Genomic DNA, 21,542 nt, shown 5'->3' on the forward strand with positions numbered 1-21,542 from the left:
ATCTAAGCAAAAATACCGTGTTGGATATCGTTAAAAGAAGTCGGAGTGAAAATCCTTAGCGTGCTATATTTTCCGTTTCCTGAGACGACCCCATATAGTTACTTTTATAAAAATGATAATAAAGGGTAGAGGAGGTCATCTAAGAATTTAAAGCACAAGACTTATTTAACATTGATGACAGAAAAAGTGAGTTGTTGGGAACTTAAAGAAGAGGTGGTACTTATAATGGTTACTAAAATACAAATACTTAAAATATTAAATATATAAAACAATATATTACAAATATATATGATGCGTAGTGTACGCATCATATATATTTTCTTCTATTTTGATATAATGGATCTCGTCAATCCGCTGATAGGTTTCATTTAAATTTCATGAGTCTTACTGAAATTAAAGTTCGCCAAGCTCATTGCAAGGAAAAAACTTGTTTTTTATCCGATGAAGATGGACTTAGCCTGAAGATTGAGCCGACTGGAAGAAAATCTTGGTGCTATCGCTATACAGATCCACAAACAAAAAAACGTCGCCGCATTCAGTTGGGGCTTTATCCTGATTTATCGCTGAAAAAGGCACGACAAGTCAAAGATGACTTTAAAGACAATAATTATTGTTTTGAGCATGATACTGTCTCTAATGTCATCACCTTTCGTAAGGTAGGGGAGGAGTGGCTGCAGTTCAAACTGAAAAATGCATTTAATGATTCACCCCGCTGCGGTGTACTACAGTTAGCAGAAAGATGTTTACAGCAAGATATTTATCCAGACCTTCAGGATTTACCTTTTCAAAACATCAAGCGTTATGACCTGGTTTCAGTAATCAAAAAAATAGAGGGACGCCAAGTAAAAGAACCTGTCAAGAAAGCTTGTAGTTATTTGAACCAAATTTATGACTACGCTGTAGCGATGGGTTATTGTGAATTCAACATCGCGCATGGTTTAAATAAAATCGCCATTAACAGTAAAATCAAGAAGAATTATCCGTATTTGAAAGCGGAGGATATATCAGATTTTAAGAAAAATTTATTAAAATTGGATGCCCATCCGATTATTAAAAAAGCACTGCTGTTCAAATTACATACTGGCGTGCGAGGGGCTGAATTGTTATTGGCTGAGCCTCATCATTTTGATTTAAATGAAAAAATCTGGAAAATACCTGCCTTGCATATTAAACAGTTTCGACGAAAAGTCATATTAGGCCATGAGATTCCCGACTTCTTAGTTCCACTTTCAGATCAGGCTTTAGATATTTTAAAAGACGTCATGCAATGGTCATACGGTGAAAAGTACATTTTTGCTAGCCCACGGAAACATAATCAACCGATTCATTTTAATACATTAAATATGGCTATACGTAAGATGGGCTATGGAAAACATCAATTATCCTCTCATGGACTACGTTCCACTTTTAGTACCATTTTGAATGACTCAGGTTTGTTCCAGGATAACTGGATTGAGGCACAACTTTCACATATTGATAAGAACCGTACCCGTGCCAGCTATAATCACGCTGACTATTTAGCCCAGCGGACTGAAATGATGCAGTGGTGGGGTGATTATTTAAGTACTGCTAAGTGAAAATCGTACTTTTATACATAGACTTAAAACATTATGGGGTTTCAAATGGATAGTAAACAATATACTTGCCGTGTTACATGGTCAGCAGAATATAATGAGTATGTTGGGTTGTGTGCTGAGTTTCCATCATTGTCTTGGCTTGATGCGGATCAGTCTAAAGCATTCTCAGGAATAGAGGAGCTCGTTGCTGATGTTGTCGCTGATATGATTAGCAATAATGAAAAAGTTCCTACACCACTCTCCGGGAAAATATAGTAGGCAGTTTGTTGTCCTTGTTCTCAGTGGTTCAACAAAAACTAGCCCTCGAAGCCGCAGAACGTGGCGTGGACATAAATTGTTTAGTATCAGTAAAAAGAGCGATGTAATTTTAGTACGAGTGAGTGATAGAGCAGGAACTTATGCTTCATATATTCAGTAAATGGTATGTTTTTGAATTAATAGGTATTTTTAAATAAAGCTTTCTTTGATTTAGTGCTTTTTATTTAATAAATTAATTTTAAAAACAACTTAGGCTAATTGATAAACACTATCTGGAAAGATTAAAAGAAAATATTTTTTAATTTCTGCTAATTCATTTAAGGCAGGTTCCCTTTCAAGCAGTTGAAATGTCCAAATAAGTACAGCCTGATGATTATCATAGCAAGTATTTACTCCAAGAAAATTAGCCATTCCATAACTTCTATTGATGTTCATTTCTTTAATTAATTGATTTCCTAAGTCACGAGCTTGCTGGCTGATCAATAACTCATTTGGTAACACGGCGGTCATCTCCACAAAATAATCTAATGCAGGTTCAATCCTTATATTTAAAAAGTTATAATTTAGTTGAAATGGATAAAATATACTTTCTATAAGTTGTAATAACCTGCTGTAGGTTGATTTTAGCAAAGTATTACTCAGTCAACAACTTCAAATAACCCACAGCAAGTTATTTTTTGTAAATTAATTTAAATATGATTACTTGTAAGTTATCTAGCCTCATGGGCGATAGAAAAATTTTAAAATTAAGTGAAGTGGTGCATGCAACAGGTATCAATCGCAACACGCTCACAAGTATGTATTATGACCGTGCTGTACGTATTGAATTACCAGTCGCCGATAAGTTGTGTAAGTACTTTAACTGTACGATGAATGATTTGTTTGAGTTTAAGGAAGAAGTTGAAGAAAAAGATTAACTTAATACGGCACTGTTGCAAATAGAGATTTGAGTCGATGATGTTCCCTTTAAAAAGTACTTAGAGACCGAAAACCCTGTTGATTAGACACACTTCACCCTGAGGCTGACCATAATAAAATGACGATGCTTGTCCTTTACGTAGTGCACGCATGACTTCAATACCTTTAATTGTGGCATAAGCCGTCTTCATAGATTTGAATCCTAATGTGGCCCTGATGATCCGCTTTAGCTTGCCATGATCACATTCAATCACGTTATTTTTATACTTAATCTGCCTGTGCTCAAGGTCTGGTGGACATTTACCTTCCCGTTTTAACCGTGATAAAGCACGTCCATATGTGGGTGCTTTATCCGTGTTGATCACTTGTGGAATTTGCCACTTCTTCACATTATTTAAAATTTTTCCAAGAAAACAATATGCTGATTTGGTATTACGTCTAGAAGAAAGATAAAAATCAATGGTATCGCCACGTTGATCGACTGCACGATACAGATAAGACCATCGTCCATTCACTTTTACATAGGTTTCATCAATATGCCACGAGCTCAGATCTGTAGGATTACGCCAATACCAGCGTAAACGTTTTTCTATTTCAGGAGCATAACGTTGAACCCAACGGTAAATAGTCGTGTGATCAACATTCACACCCCGTTCGGCCAGCATTTCCTGCAGTTCACGATAGCTAATGCCATATTTACAATACCAGCGCACAGCCCAAAGAATGATTTCGCCCTGAAAATGCCGACCATGGAAAGGATTCATATGCTGCACCTTTAGCTAAAACAGTCTTCAGCTTACCATTCGTGGTTATTTGCAACAGTGCCAATAGAAGTGTAATACAGGAAAATGGTAAGGTTTATCAGCCTAGTCATCTGTCCATTATGTAGAAAGAGCAGCACTTTAATGTTTATGCTGTTCCAATGTATTACATTCCGTACTTTCTATTTGTAACGTAATTTCAGTAATACTATGATTATGTTTTAGAACGTCTAAGGCCTTTCAGCGGACGCTTACCATAGACTTGGCCATAGACTAGAGAAAAACAGATCACACCTATCGGCCATCTTACCCTGCGAGATAGCTTTTCTTTATAAAATTTCATATTTTTAGCTCTAAAATGATATACACGCGCACGCGCAGAACATCCATAAAAATGCTATGAATGACGATGAATCATTAAATTAGATAGAGCGTGGGGGTTTCCAAAGAACAGAAGGAAAAGGAGCAGGAAGGTTTTGATCCAGAGAATAAAAAGCCGATCGCTCTATAGGAGGGAACACCTTTGCGTACAGAAATTCTTGCGTAGAAGGGGTATACGCAATCTTGGCAAAAGACATAATGCACTCCTGCTCAGACATACAGGATGGATCATGTAAAGATTTTTTGACCTTTGCTTCAACTTTCATACAGTCGGTATGCATCATATCCTGGTTTTGAGATGCTTCCATTTGCATGGATTTCATCTGTTCAGATGGCATTAAACACCGCTTATGTGCAGACGAAGCAGCAGCAGCCGATCCTACTAAAAGGATAGCAAACGATAAAAACAGCGATAGGCATGTTTTTAACCACTGCATAGAGATAAGACCAAAATTTAAGCTTTTTTAGTTTTACAGATTCGAAAGGAAATGACAACAATTTCATGAATAGTAGCCGAAGCTACCATTCATGATTCCAAGTCATATTATTTTAAAAAACAAACTCGATACCTGCACCATACAACCAGCTTTTTTCTGAGTCAGTGGCTTGTTGGAATCTCGTCTCTTTCAACCCTTTTTCATATTGATATGCAACATCCACAAAGGGTCTAATCCTTTTAGTAATCTCATATCTGGTTTTTATACCAGCCTTTAATTCAGACAAACCAGTCTTAGAAGCAAAGTCAGAATTATCATTGAATACAATATCTGCTTCGATATATGGTTGAGTAATTAACTTTTGGGTGAGTAATAAGTCTCGATCTACGTCAAAACTAGCTCCCCAGAAATTATTTTCACCACCGTATAAATAAGCCTGAGTTTCAAAGAAGTAAGGAGCTAACCCTAATATACCAACAACGCCATCCACTCTATTGCTGTTGTTATTTCTATCTTCACTATATCTTACACCAGCTTGTATATCCCAAAAGGGTGCTACATTACGACTGTAAAGTGCAGATACATCATATTTAGGATCATTGCCTTCTGCCTTATCTAAATTTGCTTTAAGGAATAAACGATTTTCATCTGTCCCAATTAAAGTATCAAACCTTGTTCCTAGGTTGCCCTTACCGTCTTCATCAACTAACCATGCATTTTCAAGTCTTGTTAATTGATAAATTTGTCCGCCATGTTCTTTAAGATGATCATCATTAGATGGGGCTGATCTCTTACTTGCGGTCAGAATAATATTATCTCCCCCATTTGTAATATTACTTTCTTGTTGCGAAGTACTGTTATCAGCAAAAGTTAAGTTTGATATACTTACTAATGCAATTGATAAGACTGTTTTTGAGAAGAAATTCTTAGTGATTTGCATGTGGATTTACTCCCTTCTCACTTATTGGGGGCTGAGCAACAATATTTTTTGAAACACTATCTTTGTCTACTTGGGCCACAATTAGTTTATTCATCATTCCTGCGCTCATATGGTTAAGCAGGTGGCAATGAATAGCCCACTCACCTAATTCATCGGCCGTGAGTAGCGTGGTTATCGTTTTCCCAGGTGGAACAATGACCGTATGTTTGTTTGGCATATTGCTTGGATCCTGACCATTCTCAAGCTGCATAAACATGCCATGTAAGTGCATTGGGTGAGCCATCATACTGTCATTTATAAATTTCAATCTAATCCGTTCACCATATTTAACTTCTAATGGCTCCGTTTCATTGAATTTTTTACCATTGATTGTCCAGATATAACGCTCCATATTTCCGCCAAGACGGATCTCTATTTCACGTTCAGCTGCACGAGTGTCTTTTTGAGGATCTAACGATTTCAAATCACTATATTGCAATGCTTTATTACCTTCAGGTGTTGAAGCATTTGCCCATCCAAATACGGTATTATCATTCTTGTCTGAAGCCGCCTTAACAGTAGCGCTATTCATCGGCATATCATGATTCATACCTTTCATAGAAGACATATCGTGATCCATACCTTTCATAGAAGACATATCGTGATTCATATCTTTCATTGAAGACATATCATGATCCATATCTTTCATTGAAGACATATCGTGATTCATGCCTTTCATAGAAGACATATCATGATTCATATCTTTCATAGAAGACATATCATGATCCATACCTTTCATAGAAGACATATCGTGATTCATGCCTTTCATAGAAGACATATCATGGTTCATACCAGATGAAGAGCCATGATCCATCCCCATATCCTCCATAGTCAATAAAGCACGAGGACGAGGCTTAGGCATCTCAATTTGTTTGACTGCTGGTCTGCTTTCTTCATGTAAGGTTCCAACCGAAAATCCAGTACGATCAATAGATTCAGCTTCAATTTGGTAATGGGCTTGTTTCGGTTCAACAATGACATCATAAGTTTCAGCAGTACCAATACGGAACTCATCTACAGGAACGGGCTTTACAGGTTGACCATCGGCACTTACCACTGTCATTTTTAGGTTTGGAATGCGTACATCAAAGAATGACATAGCGGAAGCATTAATAAAACGAAGGCGAACTTTTTCACCAGCTTTGAAGTTGCCCGTCCAATTTTGCTGAGGTGTCTTGCCATTCATTAAAAATGTATAACCTGTGACATCGGACATATCTGTTTTCAGCATTCGCATCTGATTCCACATAGAACGGTCTTGCCAAGTCGCTTTTAGCCCATCACGTTTAACTTGTTTTAATACATCGAATACTGTTTCGCGGCGGTTCTGATAGTAGTCTGCTTCTTTTTTAATATTTTTCATAATTTGATCACTTGTTGAATTATGAAAATCAGAAAGCAAAACCACATAATCTCTATCAGTTTTTTCAGCAGCTGTTAGTGGAGTTTTATCTTTAGGATAAATAACAAAAGCACCATATAAACCGTCTTGTTCTTGTCCTTTACTATGTGAATGATACCAATAAGTACCATTTTGGCGGACTTTAAACTTATATTCATAAGTTGTATTAGGGGCAATGCCATGAAATTTGTTAAATCCAGGTACACCATCCATAATTCCAGGTAATAATAAGCCATGCCAATGGATTGAAGAGTCCTGATTTTTTAACTTATTGTGAACACGGATAACGGCCTCATCACCTTCTTCAAATTCAAGAAGTGGTGCAACGAATTTACCATTTACAGTAATTCTCTTTAGCGGTTTTCCTGTGATATTTACAGTTTGTTCAGCGATTGTTAAATCATATTCTTTAACTGCCGCCATTACCCAAGTTGATGAAAATAAACCAACTCCAATTAAGAGTATATGACTTAACTTTTTTGACATTCTATCTCACCTTTAGATTTTTTGACATTCTATCTCACCTTTAGAAAGGTCAAGATTGAAGTAATAAAGCAAATATTTAGTATAAACTTTAATACTTCTTTCTCGCTATTTATAAAATTATTTATTGCTACCAGGCATATTCATCTTTGAATGATCCATTTTAGAATGGTCCATATTCATCATAGAATGATCCATTTTTGACATGTCAGATGAGTTAGGAGACTGATGTTGACTATGATCTTGCTGAGTCTTGTCATCTTTTTCCATTTTACAAGGTTTTGTACAAGGTTCCTGTGCTTTTACCGTTTTAGTGGCACTTGAGGTTGATACATCTTTTGCCCAAGATTGAGTACCAGCAATTAAAGTTCCAGCACACATTAAAATTGTTAGACTACGACGCACTACAGTTTTCATAAGTTTCTCTAAAATTAAGTTTCTTCGTATTACAATAAAACGCTTCACCGAACATCTAAGTGACTTGAAAATGACATTTTTGTAATCTATCTCGATCAGATGTTTTATAACGTTATTATAGTTTTAATGAATAACTTAGGATTCTGAGATGAGAATACTATTAGTTGAAGATGAACAAAAAACTGGTGATTATCTCAAGCAAGGTTTATCCGAAGCTGGCTATATTACGGACTGGGTTACAGATGGGTTAACGGGTAAACATCAAGCTCTTTCTGAAGAGTATGACTTAATTATTTTAGACGTGATGTTACCTGGACTAAATGGTTGGAATATTATCAATGATATTCGTAGCAGCGGTAAAACAATGCCCATTCTTTTTCTTACCGCCCGAGATCAAATCGAAGATCGAGTAAAAGGTTTAGAGTTAGGCGCTGATGATTATTTAGTAAAGCCTTTTGCTTTTGCAGAGCTTCTTGCTCGAATCAAAACTCTCCTTAGACGAGGGCAACAAAGAGAAGATAATAATATTATTAAGATTGCTGATTTAGAACTTGATTTGAGAAAACGTCGGGTAACACGAGCAGGTCAACGCATTGATTTAACGGCTAAAGAATTTGCGCTTATGGAGCTTTTTATGCGTAGAAGAGGTGAAATTCTACCAAGAGCACTTATTGCATCTCAAATTTGGGATATGAACTTTGATAGTGATACAAATGTAGTTGAAGTCGCTATTAAACGATTAAGAAATAAAGTAGATAGTAATTTTACCCCTAAGTTAATTCAGAATATTCGAGGAATGGGGTATGTATTAGAGGTAGAAGATGAATAATAAATTATTCAAATCTATCAGTTTTCGTATTGGTATTATTTTCTCATTATCGACTATATGCATTCTCATTATGATGGGGTTTTTCATCCATAAATTAGTGATGCATCATTTTGAAACGCAAGATCGTACCCAATTAGAAGGTAAAATCCAGCTTATTCAGAATCTTCTCCAACAGCATCCTAAAAATTCTCCAGAACTTGATCTATATTTGAAAGATGCTTTAGTTGGACACCATGATCTTATGGTCCAAATAGAACGACCGGCAGGTCAGATTTTATTTAGTTCAACACCTTCAATCATTAATACTCAACAGTTAATCAAGTCAGCAAATAACCCTTGGATTAAATGGAAAATTAAGAATAAGACCTATCGTGGCATCATCTACAACACGGATATAAACAAAAATACTGAAATACAATCTGTACGCATTATTGTGGGGATCGATACATCTGAACATCTACATTTTTTAAATGATTTTAAGCGTCAACTTTTTTACATTGGTTTAGCCGGTACGATTTGTTTAATGTTTTTAGGCTGGTTTGCAACCTGGAGAGGTTTAAGACCCGTGCAAAAAATGGCTCAGGTCGCAGAAGGCATTTCTGCCCAACATCTTTCAGAACGTTTAGAAGTTGAGCACACACCAACAGAACTAAAATCATTAGCAATTGCCTTCAATGATATGCTCGACAGACTAGAATCAGCTTTAGAAAGGCTTTCCGATTTTTCATCTGATTTAGCGCATGAAATTAGAACACCGATTAATAACTTAATGACTCAAACTCAAGTATGTCTTGCCCGTAAACGAGATACCAGTACCTATCAAGAAGTACTATTTTCTAATTTAGAAGAATTAGAACGTTTGGCTCGAATGGTATCCGATATGCTTTTCTTGGCAAAAGCAGAACATGGCCTAAAATTACAGAACTTACAGAATATTGACCTGGTTAAAGAAGTTACAGCCTTATTTGATTTCTATGATGCGCTAGCTGCCGAAAAAAATATGACGCTTCAACAAACAGGATCTGGAAATGTCAAAGGTGATCCTGCTATGTTACGTCGAGCACTCAGCAATCTATTATCTAATGCAGTTAAATATGGAAATAAGAATTCTACAATACGCATAAAACTTCAACAGAATTTAGATAACACAATATTTTCAATTGAAAATGAAGGCCCTGAAATCTCTCCTGAACAACTATCCAGGTTATTTGATCGATTTTATCGAACAGATGCATCTAGACAAAGAACAGAAGAAGGAACCGGCTTAGGGCTCGCGATAACAAAATCTATTCTTGATATGCTTGGGGCGACCATCCAGGCTGAATCCCTCAATGGTCGAATCATTTTTACCATTGTTTTTCAAAGTGAATCCATGCAAGGGGAATCATTTTAACTCATTTTTTGAACATCTTCCATTTACCCGAGTTGACCTTACATAAAGCTCAAACTGAGAGCCAGAGCTACGCCAGCACCTATCATGGCAATTGTGTAGCCAAATATGATAGCTCGGCCAAACTGTGCCCCCCCTGTCATCCATGCAATTGTCGCTTTGCTTAACATGTTGCTCAGTGTGGCCAGCCCTAGCGCGACAGCAGCCACATTTGTTGTTAAGCCTTCAGTACTATGCAGGCGGGCAAGTGAGACTAAAATAGCATCTACGTCTGCTAGCCCAGAAATAGTCGATAATACGAAGATGCCGCTGGTGCCCAACCATTGTTTTGCTGCCGGGACCAAGACTGCCATGACAGCCAGGAAAGCAGCGAAGCTGAATGCTGTCCCAAGATCAAAAGGAGCCATTGCTTCTATTGTTCGATCGTTGTTTTCAGCGCTGGTAATTTGGCGTTGTCTCCACAATGCCATACCCAGCAGAAGGATTCCCGCAATCATCATTGCACCACCAAAAGTGCTTAGCAATGCTGGCTCAATGACGCCTATCAGCACAACCATACGAAAAAACATGATGCCACAGGCAGCCAATGTTCCAGAAATAGCAGCACTGACCATGACGGGGTGCTGGCGTGTATAGCGTGCCAGTGCGACAGTTGCAGCTGTAGAAGATGCCAAACCACCCAATAGACCTGTCCAGAATATGCCTCTTTCTGAACCGGTAAGCCGCATGGCAAAATGACCTGCCAGAGAGAGTCCGGCAATCAGGATCACTGCCCACCATAACTGGTAAGGATTTAATGCAGCAAAAGGTCCCAGACCCGTATTGGGTAAGTAGGGTAATATAACGACAGAAAGTACCAGCAACTGCAGGGATGCGGTTAATTCACGATGCTCTATCAAGCGTAGCCAACCGTGTAAGGTTGGCTTGAGATCCAAAAATACAGCGACGATTACAGCCGCGGTTAATGCTAAAGTAACATTACCATGGGATGCATATGCACCTAAAACTAATGTCAACAGCATCGCGATCGTCGTGGTAGCGCTTAGATTACCGGAAATTTTTGCGGTACGAGCATAGGACACTGTTAGTAATAAGGAAAGCCCTAATACGGCCGCAACTAGCGGCCAAGCTCCGAAGTTTGGTTGTAAATGACCGAGCACTCCTCCGAGCAATCCTGTCAATGTGAAGGTACGTAGACCTGCTACTCGGCTGCCTTCTGGCAGTTCTCGATCCTGCCATCCTCGTTCTAAACCAATGAGCAGGCCGATGGCGAGTGCTGCAACCAGCCCTGATACATCTGGTGGAAGAAAGGAACTCTCTATCATAACTTTTTATTTCGCAGGCGAAGGGCATTGGTGATGACTGAAGCTGAACTCAAACTCATAGCCAAGGCGGCAATCATCGGTGACAACAACCAACCGGTAAATGGATATAGTACGCCAGCCGCGATAGGGATACCCAAAGCATTGTAAAGGAAAGCAAACATGAGGTTCTGTTTCATGTTGCCGACAGTAGCTTCCGAAAGTGAACGGGCAACAGCAATCCCTCGTAAATCTCCCTTGATCAGCGTAACTTGGGCACTATTCATTGCAACATCAGTCCCGGTGCCCATAGCGATACCGACATCAGCTTTAGCCAAGGCTGGTGCATCATTGATGCCATCACCAGCCATAGCCACGATACGACCTTCCTTCTGCAATTTGCTGACCAGTTCTAGTTTATCTGCGGGTTTGACTTCGCCATGTACCTCATCAATGCCTAGACGTGCTGCGACTGAACGGGCAGTGGTGAGACCATCTCCTGTTGCCATCACGATACGTAGACCCGCTTCCTTCAGGGTGGCAAGTGCTTCTGGGGTACTTTTTTTGATGGGATCGGATACTGCAAGCAGACCGGCCAATTCACCATTGATGGCTAGATGCATCACACTTGCACCTTCCGAACGCAGCTCTTCGGCTTGCGGAATCAGAGATTGTACCGAGATACCCAATTGCTCCATCAGTGCTGTGTTGCCCAAAGCTAACTGACGATCGCCCACTTGACCTCGAACACCAATCCCTGAGCCCGATTCAAAATTATCTGGTGTTTCAAGAGACAGGCCACGTTCGTGTGCTGCGTTTACAATCGCTTCGGCTAGCGGGTGTTCACTGCCTTGATCAAGACTGGCGGCTAAACGTAATACTTCAGATTCGTCAAAACCTGATGCGGCAACTACACGATCGAATACAGGGCGTCCTTCAGTTAACGTACCTGTTTTATCGATGATTAGTGTGTCAATCTTGCGCAGATTCTCAATGGCTGCTGCATCGCGGAACAACACACCATGAGTAGCACCTTGACCCGTTGCAACCATGATAGACATTGGAGTTGCCAAGCCTAGTGCACAAGGACAGGCAATAATGAGTACTGCCACAGCATTGATTAATGCATAAACCCAGCTCGACTCTTCTGGGCCGAACAGTCCCCATCCAAAGAAGGTAAGCAAGGCAATGGCTACTACAGCCATGACAAACCAACCTGCAACCTGATCAGCCATGCGTTGCATTGGGGCTCTTGAGCGTTGAGCTTGCGCCACCATCTGTACGATCTGAGACAACATGGTACTTGAACCAATTTTCTCTGAACGCATGATTAGGGAACCATTGGTATTCAGGGTAGCACCAATGACTTTATCACCGATGCGTTTAGTGATCGGTAAAGGTTCACCTGTCAGCATCGATTCATCCACTGAACTACTTCCTTCAGTGATTACACCATCCACAGGCACTTTTTCACCTGGGCGAATTCTGAGTAAATCTCCTACATGGACATGCGTTAGAGGAACATCTTCTTCAGTTCCATCAGGCAAGATTCGGCGAGCTGTTTTAGGAGCGAGCCCAAGGAGTGACTTAATTGCAGCAGAAGTTTGCGAACGTGCTTTTAACTCCAATATTTGTCCCAGTAGGGTCAATGAAATGATGACCGCTGAAGCTTCAAAGTAAACAGCGACACGACCCATGGAAATAAATGAGTCTGGGAAGATTTGCGGTGCAATGGTTGCGACCACACTATAAATAAATGCAGCTCCAGTGCCCAAACCAATCAGCGTCCACATGTTCGGGCTGCGATTCACAACCGATTGCCAACCCCGGGAAAAAAATGGCCAACCTGCCCAAAGTACAATTGGGAGTGACAACACCAGTTCAATCCAGCTCTGAACAGCCATATTGAACAGGTTCAGTTGATGACCAAACATCGCCAAAAAAGTCACGATGATGGTCAATGGCAGTGTCCACCAAAAGCGTCGGCGGAAATCACGTAACTCCGGATCCTCATCTTCCTCTAATTCAGGAATGAGTGGCTCCAGTGTCATTCCGCATTTAGGACAGTTTCCAGGATGATCTTGCCTGATTTCTGGATGCATTGGGCATGTATAGATGGTCGTACCTGTTGTGCTTGCCGCATTAACGTGTTGAACAGTCTGATGATGCTGTGTATGTGCATCGGCAGTCGTCGTTGCGGGTTTAGCGATATATTGCACCGGGCTGCTATGAAACTTTGATTGACATTTATCACTGCAAAAAAAGTAAGTTTTCCCCTTAAATTCCTCATGGTATTTCGATTCTTCAGTGACGGTCATACCACAGACTGGGTCTTTCAGTACGTCTGTTGTAGCCTGTGCCATATGGTCCTGGTTATGATTTTTTTGATCTGACATAAATAATTCTCTTATGGAAAAGTGGTTTTATGGCCGAATTTTGGAATAAATCTCGGAGTCTGTTGAGCATAGCTGTCATAGACAGCGCCAAACTGTTTACTCATTTCAGCCTCTTCCTTAATTGCCAAGCGGCTGTACATTAAGAGTAGGATTGGAAACATAATCAGTGTCAGTAAAGTTGGCCATTGCAATAAAAAACCCAGCAAGATCATCACAAAAGCCACGTATTGTGGGTGACGTATACGTGCATAAGGGCCTGTGATCGCTAAAGAATGCTGACGTTGCGCGTTGTACAGCACGTGCCATGACGTTGATAACAGGTAAAATCCATAGCCCAAGAAAACGTAACTGGCGATATGCAAAATGCCAAAATGTGGATCACCTTTTTCACCTAATAGCGTTGACCACAAGTGACCTGCATTATGAGAAAGTAAGTCAAGTTGAGGGAAGCGAGTTTGAAGCCAACCAGATAACAGGTAAATGGTTAAAGGAAAACCATACATTTCGACAAATAGAGCAATGATAAAAGCCGAAAAGGCCCCAAATGTACGCCAATCGCGCGCAGTGGAAGGTCTAAAAAAACTGAAAGCGAACATGATAAAAACTGCTGAGTTAATGATAACCAGCGTCCATAAACCATAAGCCGATTCCGCATGATTCATGATGGATCTCCTGATAAGAGCTATTTTTTGTTATCAGATATATCGGATTTTTTTTGCTGCGAGTGGTTATGCCCATGACCACCATGCATAAAAATATGCATCAGTGGACACGCTAAAAGGAATAAATAAGGCAAAGCACCGATAACGTGGGCTAAATGTTCCGTTAATAGAAAATAAGCTGCGATACCACCCAGCACGATTAGACCAATGGCATAACGTGTAGACCAGAAGTTAGGTACTGAATTATTTTCTTGGTGTTGGTGATTCATGGTGCTTTCCCCTAATTCATGGGTAACTATTTAGTTGCTGACGGAGGCATACAGTCCATCATCATCTGCATCATGGATTGCATCATGTCCATACGTTTTTCCATCATCTGCTGACGGTCAGCCATATTTGCATTCATGCTTTGGCTGCCCATCTGTTTCATCATACTCATACCTCCTTGCATGAGTTTCATGTGCTCAGCCATAAGTTTCTGACGTTCTTGTGGGGTTTTTGCAGCCATCATCTTCTCATGCATGGCTTGCATCGCCTTCATGTGTTGATCCATTGCAGCCATTTTATCTGTAGCAGTGGTGCTGGTAACTGTTTGCTTAATTGTTACTGCAGATGGTGCTGTTTTTTCAGGGTGGTGATCTTTGTGTTCATCGGATTGCTGTGCAAATGTATTCAATGACGCGGCTGCGATACATAAGCCCAAAAAAATGTTTTTGAATTTCATCATAATTTTTTCCTTTAAATAATTTGGAAGTAAAAGCTATGTTTTAGTACTGAACAGAGTCTAGGAATTTGACTACTAAACTGATGAAATTTTTGGTTATTCTCTGTCTCTCTTAAAAATTTTAGCACTATTAATTAATTATTTTTAAAAATGACAAAAATGTAATTTTGAGATCTTCTCGAAATATATAGTCTATGCTGAGATGACAAAAATTTTATTTAATATTAATCTTTTAAAACTATTAAAGTTGTTATGATTTTATGTGCTTAAAAAAATAAAAATGAAATGATTAGATGACTCCAAGGGTAGTTAGAGACACATTCTTAATGTAATTTACACTGTTATTCCTTTAAAGAAAAAATACAGTTGATCAAAATAGTTTTTTATAGAAAAAAGGGTGGATAATTTAATTATTAAACTTATTGGTATATTTATTAGATAGAAGGGGCTTTGTTGCACAAAGATTTCATAACTATATGATTTTAGAAGTTTTGATTATTTTTTGATCCAAAATTAAATTTATTTAAATCAGATGCTTACATATTTATGCAACAAAGCCGATAGAAGGTAAAGAAGATTATTTTTAATATTAGGGTTTATAATCCAAATTTCAGAGTAAGGAATCTACTACTTATATAATAGAGATTCCATCTCCAAAACAGTACTACTGTATGAATGAGTTGTATTCAATGCAGGGAAGAATGTAGATCCTTAATACTAACGGAAAATTATTTTACTGAATTTTCATGTAAAGACTCATTTAATTGATCAATCACTGTCGTCCATTCACCATCAGAGTGTAGTTTTTCTTCTAAAAAATGACGTTGAGCATCAGTCCAAAAAATTGCTTGTGTTAAAAAAACATCTCCAGCTAGCTGATGGCTCTCTATGAATTTTGCAATTGCTTCTTCAGTAGAAGCTAAACCAAGCTGTTCAAATAATTTGGTCATTCTTGGACGTGTTTGAGTCATGTGCTTAGCCCACAAATTTATATTAGATCAAATTAAACATAACATGTTTATATTTAAAATAAAATATAAAAAATTAAATAGCTACTATTTTCTTAGACAAAATGATTACTACATTTCATAAATCAACCACCTACATAATTTGTTTGTTAAATGATCATTATTTTTCAATAAGATTATTTTAATAGTTAAAGATTTTAAATTTTAAAAATGACAAAAATGTAATTTTGAAGTCATCGCTCTGTTTCTGTCTCTCACTAATAATTGAAATATAAGAGGAGATGATGTGGTCTCATTAAATATAGATTTTATAAAGTCATCTCTAATGAACTAACGAATCAAGAGGAAACGTAAATGAAATTATTTCAAAATAAAATGACTGCTCTACGTAATGTTGTAGTAGCTGCAACGATGATTGTGGCTACTACAACTACGTTCGCTCATGTGAGTTTAGTGAGTGCGATTCCTGCGGAAAATGCATCTATCCTTAGTCAACCAAAGAACTTGACCCTTAACTTTGGTGCAGAGGTTATGTTGATGAATATTAAGTTACTGGATGCTCAGCGAAGAGATGTTCCTTTAAAATATAAAGTTACTCATGACTTAAAGAAATCCTTTGATGTCGCTCTTCCGAAACTGAAAAAAGGTAAATATACCGTTGTCTGGACAACAATGGGGAAAGATGGTCACAACATGAATGGTGAATATAGTTTCACTATCAAATCAACTAAATAAGAATTGATTACCTTTCAACATGTCAGTGAGGTGCTGGCATGTTGTTCTAGAATGGACAAAAATAATGATTTCTGAATATTGGATGTGGGCCACTTGGTTAACTAAGGTTATTTTATATTTAAGTGTAGCTTTTGTCGTTGGTGGAGCCTTTTGCTATTTTTTACTTAGACAATATCTTGAACTAAAAGAATCGATTCTTAAATATATTACAATTGGCGCTGGATTAGGCCTAATTTCCAGTACCTTGGGATTTTTTATTCTGATTGGTAGTTTTGCCAATACTGGTATTACAGGTATGGTGGACCCCACGTATATTAATATATTGGTTAATACTCCGACGGGGTATATAAACGTTCTTCGTTCTATTAGTTTTGCTCTTTTACTTCTTCTCATGGTGGTTAAACTTAACAGGAACAAAGGTCATTTTTCTATAATTGAAAGTTCAATATTTTGTATTTTACTTATCCCGATTATTTTTAGTTTTTCCCAGCTCGGACATGTCGCTAATTTAACCTTACTTGCTCAAATTTTATTATCAATCCATATTCTAGTTATGTCGTTATGGATGGGGTCTTTATATCCGTTATGGAAAACCAGCCGGGAAATAAGTGGTTTACCTTTAAAAGATCGCATGCATGTATTTGGACGTATTGCTGCTTTCATTGTTGGGATATTAATCGCCTGTGGCGCTAGTGTAGCTCTTCTTTTAATTAAAGATTTTAATACCTTAATCAATACTGCATATGGCTATGGTTTCATGGTTAAAATGTTTTTTGTTATAAGTGTTCTACTTTTAGCTGCCTTCAACAAATGGTATTTCACCCCGCGTCTTCAACATCCTAAATTCGCTAAACACCTTAGTCATGCCATTTTATTTGAGATGTTATTAGGTCTATCAATTCTATTAACAACAGGCTATATAACCACTGTCGTGGGTATTGAATAAGAGAATTTCAAAATAAGGGAATTGAGGAAATTTAACATTACTGCATTTATCTTTTGTAGCTGAGCAATAAAGTTTCTACTGGACTGTCAACTTACGACAATCAGAACAGTAAAATCGCATCATGAGGCATTATACATAAAGGTAGTCACCGGTTTTTAGCTTATCTTCAACCCATAACAGTCTCATCTATTCAGTTCACTACCATTGATTGAAATAACTAATCTTATAAATTTCAAAGTGATCGTAGATGACAAAAATGTCATTTTAAAGTCACATTAATGTTGGTTAAGTACTTTTACTGTAGTCATTAGAACACTCTTCTTTGGAATACTCTGAAGAAAACTGTAAGGTTGTAAACAGACCAAGTTACAGCGAGTAACTGATTCAGAAAAAGGCTGGTTGTATGGTGAAAGTTTAGAGTTACTGTTCTAATGGTTTAAACAAATATTTTGTTAAAAAGGAGCAACATATGAAATTTCACATCGCTAATATGACTTGTGGTGGTTGTGCACGAGGCATTACTACTGCAATTAAAGAGCTCGACTCGAATGCTTCACTCGATATTGATTTACAAAACCGTATCGTTGAAATCAACACAACGGTGAGTCAGGATCAAGTCATTGCCACTCTCAGTGAGCGTGGATTTACAGCTGATCCTGCTTAATCTCTGTTAGAGTAACAGTGGGAATTCCTTACCACTTTTACTCTCTCTTATTTTCCTCATCGTACAGATAAAACCTGTACTTGCTTGAAATAAAAGTAATCCCTGAATTCCCCCTAATCTTGGTTCGAGCAGATCTTCGCATATAGAACTCAGCATATCTAAATGATAGAGATCGTATATGAGTACCGAAATGACTGATACGCCACACTACAGTGAAACATTAGAGATTGAGGGGATGACATGTGCTTCTTGTGTAGGCCGTGTGGAAAAAGCTTTAAAATCTGTTGAAGGTGTTGAATCGGCTCATGTAAATCTGGCTACCGAAAAAGCAGTCATTTATGCGCATCAACCACTTGATCGCGCTACTTTAATTAAAGCCGTAGAAAAAGCAGGCTACGAAGTGGAAGCGCTGCAACCAATAGAGCTTACGATTGAGGGTATGTCATGTGCTTCTTGTGTAGGTCGAGTAGAAAAAGCCTTAAAATCTGTTGAGGGTGTGGAATCAGCACATGTAAATCTGGCTACTGAAAAAGCGACTATTCAGGCAAGTTCATCTGTCACTCGTGACTCGTTAATTCAGGCTGTCACCAAAGCAGGGTTTGAAGCAAAGTCAGTTCATCAAACTACGGAAAGCTTTCAAGATAAAAAAAATATTGAATTAGAAAAACTTAAAAAAGATTTAATTTTGTCAGTCTTATTGACTCTACCCGTTTTTATTTTAGAAATGGGATCACACCTGATTCCCGCCTTTCATACGTTTATGATGGATAACATTGGCCAACAAAATAGCTGGTTAATGCAATTTTTCTTGACCACAGTAGCATTAATTTTTCCAGGCCGACGCTTCTTCAAAAAGGGCATCCCAAGTTTATTCCGCTTAGCACCAGACATGAATTCCTTGGTGGCTGTAGGAACATTGGCTGCTTATCTTTATTCAGTGGTTGCTACTTTCTTTCCAAGTGTCCTGCCACAAGGCACGGTCAATGTTTATTATGAAGCTGCAGCGGTTATTATCACTTTAATTCTATTAGGTAGATTTTTTGAAGCCAAGGCAAAAGGCCGAACGTCTTTAGCAATTCAACATCTAGTTGGAATGCAGCCTAAAGTTGCCAGAATACAGCTCAATAATCAGGTGATAGAAGTTCCGATTGCCGAAGTTCAAACAGGAACGATTGTAGAGATTAGACCAGGCGAGCGTATCCCTGTCGATGGTGAAGTTATTCACGGCCAAAGTTTTATTGATGAATCCATGATTACTGGCGAGCCTATGCCCGTTGAAAAAACGATAGGCTCTACTGTGGTAGGAGGAACAATTAACCAAAGTGGCAGCTTAAATATCAAAGCCACCTCTGTTGGTATTTAAAATTCAGGAAAAAAATATGAACAATAATTATCCTAAACCTATGATAATAATGCACTGGATTACCTTTGTTTTAGTTGTAATTGTATATTTGACGAGTGGAGATCCAACAAGAACAGGTTTGCAGGGCCAGATTCATGTTATAGGTGGAATTTCAATATTTATTCTATTTTTCGTGCGGTTGAGTGTTGTTTTTCTCTATAAAAGAAGTATTCCTCAAAATGAGATCATTAATCCGTATCAAATAAAATTATTTAAAATTGTCAGATTTACGCTTTACGTAAGTTTATGTGTCGTTCCAATAGCGGGCTGGCTTGCATTATCGAGTTTCACTGATAACTTCCAAGTATTCTCTTTAAATTTGCCACTTTTGAGCAGTGTTAGAGAGGTTAAATATATTGGTCAGATGCATCAATTTTTAGGTAACTTCTTTATTACAGTCGTAGGTTTACATGCTTGTGCTGCATTAATCCACCATTTTATTTTCAAAGATAATGTATTAAAAAGTATGCTTTTTAAAAAAATGAAATGATTTAGATCTATAACTATAGAAAATAGGCATATTGTTCACCTAGAACAACATGCTTTATTGATATAAAGCATGTCAGATAGGTCAGGTATTTCTATAGACTTATTATCTATACTCCTCATGGAGTGGGAATATTTGGATTATACAAAAAAGGATCTTATGCCACCGCAACATTAAATAATGATCCAATCCAAGCACTGAATAACATGGCAATAATACCCCAAATCATTACCCGAATCGAACCTCTCCAAATACTGGCGCCGCCCGCATAACTGGCCAAGGCACCCATAATTCCGAGACTTAATACCCCAATCAGCATGACGCCTTTCTCTAAGTATCGCTCAGGCAGAAGCATAATTGAAATTAAAGGAAATAATGAGCCTACAGTAAATGCAATGGCTGAAGAGAAGGCAGCACGAAACGGCTGGGCAGAAGTATGATCTGAAATACCAATTTCATCACGCGCATGTGCATCTAAAGCATTGTGTGCAGTCAGTTGTTGCGCGACTTCTTGCGCTAAAGCGGGTTGTAATCCACGCTGTATGTAAATATTTTTTAGCTCATTTAATTCATGTTCAGGATGGCGTTGCAGTTCACGTTCTTCCATCTGCAGATCATTCTTTTCAATGTCTTGTTGCGATTTAACGGAGATGTATTCACCTGCAGCCATCGATGCAGCTCCAGATATTAATCCGGCGATACAGGTCACCAGTACAGTATGGGTAGATGCTCCACTGGCTGCGATTCCCACCACGAGACTTGTGACTGAAATAATCCCGTCATTTGCCCCCAGCACAGCTGCACGCAACCATCCCGCACGTTCGATGTAATGTTTTTCAATATGATAAGAATGGCGCACAAGGTATATCCTTTTTGTTATCAGGATGATTATAATAAATTTATTTCATCTGTAGAGATTATTATTGGCTAATTTCAAAAACCGTGATTAAAAGGCAAAAAAATTTTAAAACGGATTCTAGTAGCCACTGGCTATTCATTTTTAGGATCTAAAACAGCGTCTAAAAATAGGCAGCTTTTCGTCAAATCGTATTAATTGATCTTATTCTAATTCCTATGAGCTTTTTTATTGCTGTTTCTTCTATAGAACGGGCACTGATGGTGGCTGTCTGTTTACTGGCTGTAATTGTGGAATTATTCAATTCTGCGATTGAAGCTGTTTTAGATCGTATTTCGCTTGAAAAACATGCATTCCAAAAAGGCAAAAGATATGAGAAGTGCGGCACAATTTTCAGCACTTCTCATTATTTTTATTATTTGGTCAATTATTTTACTTGTCCACTAAAAGATCTTAAAAGTTGATTTTACTTAAGCCAACTGAACCGTACCGGGTTTGTCGGAGACTTTTTTATTTAAGTTAGGCCACCTGACCTAACGGGTTAATCTTATCATAGTACATTGCTTCAA

The 21,542-nt window shown here is 38.2% G+C and carries 22 protein-coding genes and 3 pseudogenes; 11 read left to right on the top strand and 14 right to left on the bottom strand.

The annotated features are described in order from the left end of the window. Positions 1-377: 377 nt before the first annotated feature. Together A2003_RS03645 and A2003_RS03650 are read left to right on the top strand one after the other, a co-directional pair. Positions 378-1,577: a tyrosine-type recombinase/integrase gene (locus A2003_RS03645; protein WP_000059658.1), complete on the top strand. Its 1,200-nt coding sequence runs from the start codon at positions 378-380 to the stop codon at positions 1,575-1,577. Positions 1,578-1,610: 33 nt separating this feature from the next. After that, positions 1,611-1,832, top strand: a complete 222-nt coding sequence (locus A2003_RS03650; protein ID WP_001986288.1) for a hypothetical protein — start codon at positions 1,611-1,613, stop codon at positions 1,830-1,832. A gap of 252 nt (positions 1,833-2,084) precedes the next feature. Here the strand turns inward: A2003_RS03650 and A2003_RS03655 are convergent, their stop codons facing one another. Further along, positions 2,085-2,336: a hypothetical protein gene (locus tag A2003_RS03655; protein ID WP_004658363.1), complete on the bottom strand. Its 252-nt coding sequence runs from the start codon at positions 2,334-2,336 to the stop codon at positions 2,085-2,087. Between the two features lie 194 nt (positions 2,337-2,530). On the opposite strand from A2003_RS03655, the gene A2003_RS03660 reads away from it, so the two are divergent. Continuing rightward, on the top strand, positions 2,531-2,752 hold the full coding sequence (locus A2003_RS03660) for a helix-turn-helix domain-containing protein (RefSeq protein ID WP_004658364.1): 222 nt from the start codon (positions 2,531-2,533) through the stop codon (positions 2,750-2,752). Positions 2,753-2,812: 60 nt separating this feature from the next. Here A2003_RS03660 and A2003_RS03665 read toward each other — a convergent pair whose 3' ends face one another. The 6 genes and pseudogenes from A2003_RS03665 to A2003_RS03690 form a co-directional block, all read right to left on the bottom strand. Then, positions 2,813-3,517 carry an IS6-like element IS1006 family transposase gene (locus A2003_RS03665; protein WP_001067784.1) on the bottom strand — a complete coding sequence of 235 codons (705 nt, stop codon included), beginning with the start codon at positions 3,515-3,517 and terminating at the stop codon, positions 2,813-2,815. A 138-nt stretch (positions 3,518-3,655) separates the two neighbouring features. Next, positions 3,656-3,754, bottom strand: a pseudogene (locus tag A2003_RS03670) (cation diffusion facilitator family transporter); the annotation flags it as partial. Positions 3,755-3,936: 182 nt separating this feature from the next. After that, complete coding sequence (locus A2003_RS03675) at positions 3,937-4,332, bottom strand: hypothetical protein (protein ID WP_286686823.1); 396 nt, start codon at positions 4,330-4,332, stop codon at positions 3,937-3,939. 112 nt (positions 4,333-4,444) lie between these two features. Further along, positions 4,445-5,272, bottom strand: a complete 828-nt coding sequence (locus A2003_RS03680; protein ID WP_286686824.1) for a copper resistance protein B — start codon at positions 5,270-5,272, stop codon at positions 4,445-4,447. Then, positions 5,259-7,199 (bottom strand): multicopper oxidase domain-containing protein, encoded by a 1,941-nt coding sequence (locus tag A2003_RS03685; protein ID WP_286686825.1) that lies wholly within the window; start codon positions 7,197-7,199, stop codon positions 5,259-5,261. Before A2003_RS03685 ends, A2003_RS03680 begins: the two co-directional genes overlap by 14 nt. A 117-nt stretch (positions 7,200-7,316) precedes the next feature. Next, complete coding sequence (locus A2003_RS03690; RefSeq protein WP_005006338.1) at positions 7,317-7,613, bottom strand: hypothetical protein; 297 nt, start codon at positions 7,611-7,613, stop codon at positions 7,317-7,319. A 148-nt stretch (positions 7,614-7,761) separates the two neighbouring features. Between A2003_RS03690 and A2003_RS03695 the strand changes: the two genes are divergently transcribed. Together A2003_RS03695 and A2003_RS03700 are read left to right on the top strand one after the other, a co-directional pair. Beyond that, positions 7,762-8,442, top strand: a complete 681-nt coding sequence (locus tag A2003_RS03695; protein ID WP_004679347.1) for a heavy metal response regulator transcription factor — start codon at positions 7,762-7,764, stop codon at positions 8,440-8,442. Then, on the top strand, positions 8,435-9,835 hold the full coding sequence (locus tag A2003_RS03700; RefSeq protein ID WP_286686826.1) for a heavy metal sensor histidine kinase: 1,401 nt from the start codon (positions 8,435-8,437) through the stop codon (positions 9,833-9,835). The genes A2003_RS03695 and A2003_RS03700 overlap by 8 nt, the downstream gene beginning before the upstream one ends. Positions 9,836-9,873: 38 nt before the next feature. On the opposite strand, the gene A2003_RS03705 is transcribed toward A2003_RS03700, so the two are convergent. The 6 genes from A2003_RS03705 to A2003_RS03730 all read right to left on the bottom strand — a co-directional run bounded on the left by A2003_RS03705 (position 9,874) and on the right by A2003_RS03730 (position 15,886). Further along, positions 9,874-11,157: an MgtC/SapB family protein gene (locus A2003_RS03705; protein ID WP_109267457.1), complete on the bottom strand. Its 1,284-nt coding sequence runs from the start codon at positions 11,155-11,157 to the stop codon at positions 9,874-9,876. Then, positions 11,154-13,529: a heavy metal translocating P-type ATPase gene (locus tag A2003_RS03710; protein ID WP_286686827.1), complete on the bottom strand. Its 2,376-nt coding sequence runs from the start codon at positions 13,527-13,529 to the stop codon at positions 11,154-11,156. The genes A2003_RS03705 and A2003_RS03710 overlap by 4 nt, the downstream gene beginning before the upstream one ends. 11 nt (positions 13,530-13,540) lie before the next feature. Continuing rightward, positions 13,541-14,191, bottom strand: coding sequence for a methyltransferase family protein (locus tag A2003_RS03715; protein ID WP_004663997.1), 651 nt, complete (start codon positions 14,189-14,191; stop codon positions 13,541-13,543). Positions 14,192-14,211: 20 nt separating this feature from the next. Then, positions 14,212-14,460 carry a DUF2933 domain-containing protein gene (locus A2003_RS03720; protein WP_004695740.1) on the bottom strand — a complete coding sequence of 83 codons (249 nt, stop codon included), beginning with the start codon at positions 14,458-14,460 and terminating at the stop codon, positions 14,212-14,214. Between the two features lie 26 nt (positions 14,461-14,486). After that, a complete protein-coding gene (locus A2003_RS03725) occupies positions 14,487-14,918 on the bottom strand; it encodes a hypothetical protein (RefSeq protein ID WP_004695737.1) in 432 nt (143 codons plus the stop codon). Positions 14,919-15,643: 725 nt separating this feature from the next. Then, positions 15,644-15,886, bottom strand: a complete 243-nt coding sequence (locus tag A2003_RS03730) for a DUF2789 family protein (RefSeq protein WP_004281876.1) — start codon at positions 15,884-15,886, stop codon at positions 15,644-15,646. 351 nt (positions 15,887-16,237) lie between these two features. Here A2003_RS03730 and A2003_RS03735 point away from each other — a divergent pair, with 351 nt between their 5' ends. The 5 genes and pseudogenes from A2003_RS03735 to A2003_RS03755 all read left to right on the top strand — a co-directional run bounded on the left by A2003_RS03735 (position 16,238) and on the right by A2003_RS03755 (position 20,120). After that, positions 16,238-16,618, top strand: coding sequence for a copper resistance CopC family protein (locus tag A2003_RS03735; protein ID WP_004681441.1), 381 nt, complete (start codon positions 16,238-16,240; stop codon positions 16,616-16,618). Between the two features lie 64 nt (positions 16,619-16,682). Next, positions 16,683-17,564: a CopD family protein gene (locus A2003_RS03740; RefSeq protein ID WP_286686828.1), complete on the top strand. Its 882-nt coding sequence runs from the start codon at positions 16,683-16,685 to the stop codon at positions 17,562-17,564. Between the two features lie 469 nt (positions 17,565-18,033). After that, the gene (locus A2003_RS03745; RefSeq protein WP_004281879.1) at positions 18,034-18,228 is read left to right on the top strand and encodes a heavy-metal-associated domain-containing protein; all 195 of its coding nucleotides are present in this window, start codon (positions 18,034-18,036) and stop codon (positions 18,226-18,228) included. A gap of 178 nt (positions 18,229-18,406) precedes the next feature. Further along, positions 18,407-19,585 (top strand): annotated as a pseudogene (locus A2003_RS03750) (heavy metal translocating P-type ATPase); the annotation flags it as partial. A 22-nt stretch (positions 19,586-19,607) separates the two neighbouring features. After that, positions 19,608-20,120 (top strand): cytochrome b, encoded by a 513-nt coding sequence (locus A2003_RS03755; RefSeq protein WP_004761014.1) that lies wholly within the window; start codon positions 19,608-19,610, stop codon positions 20,118-20,120. A gap of 154 nt (positions 20,121-20,274) precedes the next feature. Here the strand turns inward: A2003_RS03755 and A2003_RS03760 are convergent, their stop codons facing one another. After that, on the bottom strand, positions 20,275-20,976 hold the full coding sequence (locus tag A2003_RS03760) for a VIT1/CCC1 transporter family protein (protein ID WP_004761016.1): 702 nt from the start codon (positions 20,974-20,976) through the stop codon (positions 20,275-20,277). Between the two features lie 102 nt (positions 20,977-21,078). Here A2003_RS03760 and A2003_RS03765 point away from each other — a divergent pair. After that, positions 21,079-21,420 (top strand): annotated as a pseudogene (locus A2003_RS03765) (diacylglycerol kinase). Positions 21,421-21,542: the final 122 nt, after the last annotated feature.

Source organism: Acinetobacter sp. GWC1_38_13 (genome assembly GCF_001767535.1).
GTDB classification, from domain to species: domain Bacteria; phylum Pseudomonadota; class Gammaproteobacteria; order Pseudomonadales; family Moraxellaceae; genus Acinetobacter; species Acinetobacter junii.